Annotated in this window: 1 protein-coding gene; it reads left to right on the top strand. The window is 69.5% G+C overall.

Annotated elements, in window-relative coordinates; genetic code table 11:
• Window positions 1-66: 66 nt before the first annotated feature.
• On the top strand, window positions 67-10022 hold a 9956-nt coding region (locus PV766_RS14670; protein ID WP_421097287.1), incomplete at its 3' end, for an amino acid adenylation domain-containing protein.

Below are 10022 nucleotides of genomic sequence, written 5' to 3'. Positions count from 1 at the left end.
AGCGGGGGGCGGTGGCGCGCGCACAGCGCAGTGCCGAGCGCAGGTTATTTCAGGAGGCTGACGTAGATGACGGGTGACATGGCGGGCAAGCCGGCGCTGGCGATCGAGGACCTTCCCCGGTTGCTCGCCGCCGTCGCGGACATCGAACCCGACCGTGTCGCCCTCTCCGACGGTGACACCCGTATCGGCTACGCGCGCCTGCGCGACGAGATCGCCACACTCGACACCGCCATGGGCGGTGCGCTCGGTTTCGACGCGCTGTTCCCGGTCGTCCTGTCGAACATCGCGCCCGCTCTGCTCGGTGCCCCGGGTCTCGCGGGGGTGGTCGACACGCTGTTGGCCGACGCCGTCGAGGTGCTCGGCGACGATGCGGCGGCACCGGCCACGGTCGATCCCGGCACGCTCGCGGCGCGTTTCGACGCCCAGGTGGCCCGAACACCCGATGCCGTCGCTCTCGAGTTCGACGGACAGGGCCTGACCTACCGGGAGTTCGACGCCCGCGTCAACCGTCTCGCCCGTCACCTCATCGGTCTCGGTGTGGGCCCCGACGCACGCGTCGGTCTCGCGGTCCGCCGATCGTTCGACCTGCTGGTCGGCATGTATGCGATCGTCAAGGCCGGCGGCGCCTACGTGCCGCTCGATCCCGACCATCCGGCCGACCGCCTCGCCTACGTCCTCGAGATCGCCGAGCCGGTCGCGGTCGTCACCACCGAACGCGACGCCGTCGATCTTCCCGGTTCCGTCCCGGCGCTGACGATCGACACCCTCGATCTGTCCGAGATCTCCGGCGATCCCATCGCCCCGGAGGAGCGCCGCGGCGCGCTCACGACCGATCACCTCGCGTACGTCATCTTCACGTCGGGTTCGACGGGACGGCCGAAGGGCGTCGCCGTCGAGCACCGGGCGATCGTCGCGAACATCGACTGGCGCCAGGCGGAGTACGGGATGCGCGCCGACGACGTCGTGCTGCAGAAGACACCGTTCACCTTCGACGTGTCGGTCTGGGAGTTCTTCTGGCCCCTGCAGGTGGGTGCCCGCCTCACGATCGCCGTGCCCGACGGGCACCGCGACCCGGCCTATCTCGCGCAGACGATGATCGAGCGTGGCGTGACGATCGCGCACTTCGTGCCGTCGATGCTCGCCGTCTACCTCGCCGAGCCCACCGCCGCGTCGGTGAGCACCCTCCGCTACGTCTTCGCGTCCGGTGAGGCGCTGCCGCCGCAGACGGTCGCCCGTTTCTACGAGATCTCCTCGGCGCGTCTGCACAATCTGTACGGGCCCACCGAGGCCGCGGTCGACGTCACCTATTTCGCGACCTCGGCCGACGACACCGTCGTGCCCATCGGTGCCGCCGTGGCCGACACCGGTCTCTACGTCCTCGACGAGGGCCTGCGCCCCGTCCCCGACGGTGTCGAGGGCGAGCTGTATCTCGCGGGCGTCCAGCTCGCGCGCGGTTACCTCCGTCGCCCCGATCTGACCTCCGATCGTTTCGTCGCCGACCCGTTCGGGGAGCCCGGCGACCGCATGTACCGCACCGGCGACCTCGTGAAGACGAACGAGGACGGGCAGATCGAGTACATCGGCCGTACCGACTTCCAGGTGAAGCTGCGCGGTCTGCGCATCGAACTCGGCGAGATCGAATCGGCGCTGCTCGACCATCCGGGCGTGCGGCAGTCGGTCGTCGTCGTGCACTCCGACCCCGCGCTCGGCGATCACCTCGTCGCCTATCTCGTCACCGACGGCCGCGACATCGAGCGGTCCGAGCTCGCCGACGCCGTACGCCGGCGTCTGCCCGACTACATGGTGCCGTCGCTGTTCGTCGAACTCGACGAGTTCCCGCTCGGCGGCAGTGGCAAACTCGACCGGAAGGCGCTGCCCGCACCGGATTTCAGCTCTCTGCAACGCGAGTACCGCGCACCGTCGACGGCCACCGAGCACGCCGTCGTCTCGGCGTTCGAGCAGATCCTCGGCATCGAGCGGCTCGGCGTCGACGACGACTTCTTCGAACTCGGCGGCAACTCCCTGAGTGCGACGCGGGTCGTCGCGCGGCTCGGCTCCGACCACAAGGTCCGCATCGACGTCCGCGAGTTCTTCGACGCCCCGACCGCGGCCGAGCTGGCCTCGCTCGTCGACGCCGCCATGGCTTCCGGTGCCGACGGGCGAGCACCGCTGGTTCCGCAGGTGCGCCCGGAACTGGTGCCGTTGTCGCTCGCGCAGCAGCGGATGTGGTTCCTCAACCGATTCGAACCCGAATCGGCGGTCGACAACATCCCGGTGGCGATCCGCCTGTCGGGTGCACTCGACGCGGCGGCTCTGCAGGCGGCGGTCGCCGACGTGCTCGGCAGGCACGAGTCGCTGCGGACGGTCTACCCGGATGTCGACGGTGTGGGCTATCAGCAGGTGCTGCCGGTGGACGAGGTGGTGCCCGATCTGACGCCGGTTCCGGTGGCCGAGTCCGATCTGATCGCCCGGGCCACCGAGATCGTCGGTACCGGCTTCGACGTGACCTCGCAGGTCCCCTTCCGGGCACGCCTGTTCGCGGTCTCCGACACCGAGCACGTGCTGGTGCTGGTCGTACACCACATCGCGTCCGACGGCTTCTCGATGGGTCCGCTCACCCGCGACGTCGTCACCGCCTACGCCGCACGCGTCTCGGGCGACGCCCCGCAGTGGGAACCGCTCGCGGTGCAGTACGCCGACTTCGCGATCTGGCAGCGGGAGGTGCTCGGCTCGGAGGACGATCCGGAGTCGGTGATCTCGTCGCAGGTCGCGTTCTGGCGGGAAAGGCTCGCGGGTCTGCCCGAGCAGCTCGACCTGCCGGCCGACCGTCCGCGACCGGCGGTCGCGAGCTACCGCGGCGCCTCGCACCGGTTCGTCCTGAGATCCGAACTCCGTTCCGCCGTACGCGATCTGGCTCGCCGCACCTCCACCACCGAGTTCATGGTGGTGCACGCGGCGCTGGCGGTGCTGCTGGCGCGGTTGTCGGGTACCGACGACATCGCGATCGGCACTCCGGTAGCCGGCCGTGGCGACGCGGCGCTCGACGATCTGGTGGGCATGTTCGTCAACACCCTGGTGCTGCGCACCCGGGTGGACGGCGGCGAGTCGTTCGAGCAGGTGCTCGGACAGGTGCGCGGCGCCGACCTCGAAGCGTTCGGCCACGCCGACCTGCCGTTCGAACGGCTCGTCGAGCTCATCGACCCCGAACGGTCGACCGCCCGCCACCCGCTGTTCCAGGTACTGCTCGCGTTCCAGAACCTCGACGCCGACTCTCTCGAGCTGCCCGGCCTGACCGTCTCGGCGCTCGACGTCGACGCGGCACTCGCGAAGTTCGACCTGCAGGTCACCGTCTCGGACGACGCCACCGCAGAGGGCTATCTCGTCGACCTCACCTACGCCACCGATCTGTTCGACGCCCGGACGATGGAGTCCTTCGCCGAGCGCCTGACCCGGATCCTCACCGCGGTCGCGACCGAGCCCGCACTCCCGGTCGGTGATGTCGCGCTGCTCGACGACGCCGAGCGCACCGATGTGCTCGCCACGTGGAACGCCACCGAGCACGAACTCGGCGACGCCCGAACCCTGGCGGATCTGTTCGCCGAGCAGGTCCGGCGGTCGCCGGATGCGGTCGCGGTGGAGTTCGAGGGCGAGTCGCTGACCTACGGCGAGTTCGCCGAGCGTGTGAACCGTCTTGCGCGGCACCTGATCTCGCTCGGTGTCGGGCCGGAGACGTCGGCGGGTCTGGCGATGCGTCGCTCGCCGGATCTGCTGGTGGGTATGTACGCGGTCGTCGCGGCCGGTGGTGCGTACGTGCCGATCGATCCGGATCAGCCGGACGATCGCAACGGCTACATCCTCGACACCGCGGCACCCGTGGTGGTGCTGACCACCGAGCGCGACGGATACCGCGTGCCGGCCACGGCATCGGCGCCGTCGCTCGCGATCGACAGCCTCGACCTGGCCGCGACACCGGCCGAACCGATCACCGACGCCGATCGCATCGCGCCGTTGCGTCCGACGAACACCGCGTACACGATCTTCACCTCGGGTTCGACCGGCCGCCCGAAGGGTGTGGCCGTCGCCCACGCCTCCGTGGTCAACCAGATTCGGTGGATCACCACCGCATACGGGATCGGCCCCGACGACGTGGTGCTGCAGAAGACCCCGTTCACCTTCGACGTGTCGGTCTGGGAACTGTTCGGCACCCTCACCGTCGGTGCACGCATGGTGATCGCAGCCCCGGACGGTCACCGCGACACCGCCTACCTCGGCACGGTCATCCGCGAGCGCGCGGTGACGATCACCTCCTTCGTCCCGTCGATGCTCGCGGTCTTCGCCGCGTCGGCGTCGCCGGACGACTGCGCGTCGCTGCGCACCGTGCTCGTCGCGGGTGAGGCCTTCCCCCTGTCGGTGGCCGAGCAGTTCTCCCGGATCAGCGCCGCCGAACTCCACAACCTCTACGGCCCCACCGAGGCCACGGTGCACGCCACCGCCCGCCCCGTCGCGGGCACGACCGGTGGTTCCGTCGCGATGGGCGCTCCGGTGTGGAACACCCGCGCCTACGTGCTCGACGCGCGACTGTCGCCGGTTCCCGCCGGGGTCGTGGGCGAGCTGTACCTCGCGGGCGCGCAGGTGGCGCGCGGCTACGTCGGCCGCCCCGATCTCACCGCCGAGCGTTTCGTCGCCTCGCCCTTCGGCGACGGTGAGCGCCTGTACCGCACGGGCGACCTCGTGCGCCGGAGCAACGACCACAGCGGCGACCTCGAGTACCTCGGCCGCACCGACTTCCAGGTCAAGCTCCGCGGTCTGCGCATCGAGCTCGGGGAGATCGAGACCGCGTTGCTCGACCACACCGGGGTCTCGCAGGCCGCCGCCCAGGTGCGGCACGAACAACTCGTCGCCTACGTGGTCCCGGCCCCGAACACGACCTTCGACCGCGACGCCGCGCAGGCCGCGCTGAGCACGGTGCTCCCGGCCTACATGGTGCCGTCGCAGTTCATGGTCCTCGACGAGATGCCGCTCGGAAGTTCGGGCAAGGTCGACCGGAAGGCGCTGCCCGATCCGGTCTTCGAGACCCGCGGTTTCCGTGCACCCACGACCCCGGTCGAAGAGGTCGTCGCCGGCGTGTTCGCCGGCGTCCTCGGCGTCGATCGCGTCGGACTCGACGACGACTTCTTCGCGCTCGGCGGCAACTCCCTCATCGCCACGCAGGTCGTCGCGCGTCTCGGTTCGGAACTGGGAACCGTTGTGCCCGTTCGTGTGCTGTTCGAGGCGCCCGGTGTGGCCGCGCTCGCCGCCCGCGTCGAGCAGAGCGACGCGCAGGGCCGCACGCCGCTCGTGGTGCAGGAGCGTCCGGAGCGTGTGCCGCTGTCGCTCGCGCAGCAGCGGATGTGGTTCCTCAACCGGTTCGAACCGGAATCGGCGGTCAACAACATTCCGGTCGCGGTCCGGTTGACCGGCGCGCTGGACGTCGAGGCGCTGCGCTCCGCGGTGGCCGACGTGCTGGGCCGGCACGAATCCTTGCGGACGATCTACCCGGACGTCGACGGTGTGGGCTACCAGCAGGTGCTGCCGGTGTCCGAGGTCGAACCCGACCTGTCACCGATCGATGTCACCGAGACGCAGCTGGTGCAGAGCATCACGGATCTCGTCTCGTCCGGTTTCGACGTCTCCACGCAGGCACCCTTCCGGGCGCAGCTCTTTGCGGTGTCGGCGACCGAACACGTGCTGGCGCTGGTCGTGCACCACATCGCAGCCGACGGCTTCTCGATGGGTCCGCTCACCCGCGACATCGTCTCCGCCTACGCGGCCCGGGCGGCCGGAGGGGAGCCGGGCTGGGAACCGCTGCCGGTTCAGTACGCCGACTTCGCCATCTGGCAGCGGGAGGTGCTCGGCTCGGAGGACGATCCGGAGTCGGTGATCTCGTCGCAGGTCGGCTTCTGGCGGCAGACGCTCGCGGGTCTGCCCGAGCAACTCGACCTGCCGGCCGACCACCCCCGCCCCGCGGTCGCCACCAACCGGGGCGCCCTGTACGAGTTCACGCTCGACGAGACGCTCCACGATCGCATCGTCACGCTCGCCCGCGAACGCAACGCGACTCCCTTCATGGTGGTGCACGCGGCGCTGGCGGTGCTGCTGGCGCGGTTGTCGGGTACCGACGACATCGCGATCGGCACTCCGGTGGCCGGCCGTGGCGACGCGGCGCTCGACGACCTGGTGGGCATGTTCGTCAACACCCTGGTGCTGCGCACCCGGGTGGACGGCGGCGAGTCGTTCGAGCAGGTGCTCGGCCGGGTGCGCGGCGCCGACCTCGAAGCGTTCGGCCACGCCGACCTGCCGTTCGAACGACTCGTCGAGGTGCTCAATCCCGAACGGTCCACGGCACGTCATCCGCTGTTCCAGGTGATGCTGTCGTTCCAGAACCTCGAGACCGGCACGCTCGAGCTACCCCGTCTGACCGTCGGGGCCGTCGACCTCGACATCACGACCGCCAAGTTCGACCTGCAGTTCGTCGTCACCGAGACGCCCACTGCGAGCGGTGCGGCCGAGTACTCGGTGGGCCTGACCTACGCCATCGATCTGTTCGATGCCCGCACCGTCGAACGTGTCGCCGACCGCTTCGTCCGTCTGCTGGATGCCGTCACCGGCGACCTCTCGGTCACGGTGGGCGATGTCGATCTGCTCGACGACGCCGAACGCGTGCATCTGCTCGAGCGGTGGAACGACACCGACCGTGTGCTCGACGGCACCTCCACCCTCGTGGATCTGTTCGCCGAGCAGGTCCGGCGGTCGCCGGATGCGGTCGCGGTGGAGTTCGAGGGTGAGTCGTCGACCTACGGCGATTTCTCCGAGCGTGTGAACCGCCTTGCACGGCACCTGATCTCGCTCGGCGTCGGCCCCGATGCGCGGGTGGGTCTGGCCGTGCGTCGCTCGCTGGATCTGCTGGTCGGTATGTACGCCGTCGTCGCGGCCGGTGGTGCCTACGTGCCGATCGATCCGGATCAGCCGGACGAGCGCAACGGCTACATCCTCGACACCGCGGCGCCGGTGGTGGTGCTGACCACCGCACGCGACGGATTCCGTGTCCCGGGGGAGAGGTCTGTCCCGAGCCTGCTCGTCGACTCCCTCGATCTGTCCGCGACGTCGGCCGAACCGGTCACCGACGCGGAGCGGACGTCCCCGTTGCGGGCGTCGAACACGGCCTACGTGATCTTCACGTCGGGTTCGACGGGCCGGCCCAAGGGTGTGGCGGTGCCGCACGGCGCGATCGTCAACCGCCTGCGCTGGATGCAGCACGAATACCCCCTGACCGAGGCCGACAGGGTACTGCAGAAGACCCCGTTCACGTTCGATGTGTCGGTGTGGGAATTCTTCTGGCCCCTGCAGATCGGTGCCCGTCTCGTGGTCGCCGTACCCGACGGCCATCGGGATCCGCGGTACCTGGCGTCGGTGATCGACCGGCGTGCCGTGACGGTCGTGCACTTCGTGCCGTCGATGCTGGCGGTGTTCGTCGCCGAGGCCTCGGTCGACGAACTCACCTCGCTCCGTCACGTCTTCGCCTCCGGCGAGGCCCTGCCGCCCGCACTGGCCGCCCGCACACGCGCACTGCTGACCGACGCCGGTCTGCACAACCTCTACGGTCCCACCGAGGCGGCCGTGGACGTGACCTATCACGAGGTCACCGACGCCGACACGGTGTCCGTGCCGATCGGTGCGCCCGTGTGGAACACCCGCGTCTACGTCCTCGACGAGCGTCTCGCGCCCGTCCCCGTAGGGGTCGCGGGAGAGCTCTATCTCGCGGGCGTCCAGCTCGCGCGCGGCTACGTGCAGCGCCCCGATCTCACTGCCGAACGCTTCGTCGCCTCGCCCTTCGGCGACGGTGAGCGTCTGTACCGCACCGGCGACCTCGTGCGCCGGCCGGACGAGACGGGTGAACTGGACTACATCGGCCGCACCGACTTCCAGGTCAAGCTCCGCGGTCTGCGCATCGAACTCGGGGAGATCGAAACCGCGCTGCTCGACCTCGACGAGGTCGACCAGGCCGTGGTGCTCGTCCGGCAGGACCAGCTCGTCGCCTACGTCGTCCCGCAGCCCGGAGCGACCTTCGATCAGGCGGTGGCCGGTGCGGCACTGTCCGCGCAGTTGCCGGCCTACATGGTCCCCGCCACCTACGTGCTCCTCGACGCCATGCCGCTGGGTGCGTCCGGCAAGCTCGACCGCAAGGCACTGCCCGATCCCGTCTTCGAGGTCAGGGCGTTCCGCGCTCCCACCACCTCCACGGAACAGGTCGTGGCGTCGACCTACTCCGAGGTTCTCGGCGTCGACCGCGTCGGTCTCGACGACGACTTCTTCGCGCTCGGCGGAAACTCGCTCATCGCCACCCGAGTGGTCTCCCGCATCGGTGCCGCGCTGAATGCCACCGTGCCCCTGCGACTGTTGTTCGAAGCCGCGACCGTCGAAGACCTTGCGGCGCGCCTCGAACACGGAGTGTCGGGTGGCCCGCGCCGTCCCCTCGTCGCCGGCGAACGACCCGACCGGGTTCCGCTGTCGCTCGCGCAGCAGCGCTACTGGTTCCTCAACCAGTTCGACACGGCGTCCTCGGCGGTCGACAACATCCCGATCGCTGTGCGGCTCGTCGGCGACCTCGATGTCGACGCGCTCCGCGCGGCAGCACGCGACGTCATCGCCCGGCACGAATCGCTCCGCACCATCTACCCGGACTCGCCCGACGGACCGCACCAGGTGGTGCTCCCGCTCGACGGTGCGCTGCCCGAACTCGTCGTGCGCGACGTCGCGGAGGCCGAACTCGAACCCGAGATCGTGGCCTTCATGTCGACGACCTTCGATGTGACCGCCGAGGTGCCGGTCGCGGTGCGCATCTTCCGCGTCAGCGACGACGAGCACATTCTCGCGCTGGTCGTACACCACGTGTCGGCCGACGGCGCGTCGGTCGGCCCGCTGACCCGAGACCTGATGACGGCCTACGTGGCACGGTCGCGGGGCGACGCGCCGGCGTGGGAGCCGTTGCCCGTGCAGTACGCCGACTACGCGTTGTGGCAGCGCGAGGTGCTCGGCCGCGAGGACGACCCCGAATCGTTGGCCGCGAAGCAGGTCGCGTACTGGAAGCAGGCGCTCGCCGGCCTGCCCGACCAGCTCGACCTCCCGTCCGATCGTCAGCGTCCGCCGAGTCAGAGCTTCCGCGGCGAATCGTTGCAATTCACGATCTCGCCCGAATTGCACCGCGGTCTGCAGGAACTTGCGCGGTCGAAGAACGCGACGTTGTTCATGGTCGTCAACGCGGCCTTCGCGACCGTGCTCGCCCGACTCTCGGGCACGCGCGACATCGCGATCGGCACCCCGATCGCCGGTCGCGGCGAGCGCGAGCTCGACGATCTGATCGGCATGTTCGTCAACACGCTGGTCTTCCGCAGCGACGTCGATCCGGCCCAGTCCTTCGAGCGACTCCTCGAAGGCACCCGTGAGACCGACCTCGGCGCGTTCGCGAACGCCGATGTGCCGTTCGAACGCCTGGTGGAAGTGCTGAACCCGGTGCGCTCGACCGCCCGCAACCCGCTCTTTCAGGTGGGTCTGTCGTTCCAGAATCTGGCGCGCACCCAGCTCGAACTGCCCGGGCTGACGGTGAGCTCCACCGATTTCGAACTGCAGCTCGCCAAGACCGACCTGCAGCTCACGGTGTTCGACCATTACGACGACGACGGTGCGCCCGACGTCATCGATGCCACCTTCACGTATGCGACCGATCTGTTCGACGAGTCGACGGTCGCGGGCTTCGCACAGCGCTTCGTGCGTGTCCTCGAAGCGATCGTCACCGACCCGGCCACGGCCGTCGGCGACATCGACATGCTCGACGGATCCGAGCGGGTCGAGATCCTCGAGTCGTGGAACGCCACCGACCGTGCGGTGGAGCAGACGTCGACCCTGGTCGATCTGTTCGACGAGCAGGTTTCGCGGGTGCCGGATGCGACGGCGTTGGTGTTCGAGGGTGGGTCGCTGACCTATGC

It is taken from the genome of Rhodococcus sp. As11 (assembly GCF_048957735.1).
Classification (GTDB): Bacteria; Actinomycetota; Actinomycetes; order Mycobacteriales; family Mycobacteriaceae; genus Rhodococcus; species Rhodococcus gordoniae.
Note: the sequence above shows the minus strand (reverse complement) of the source record. Positions and strands in the feature narration are given on the sequence as shown.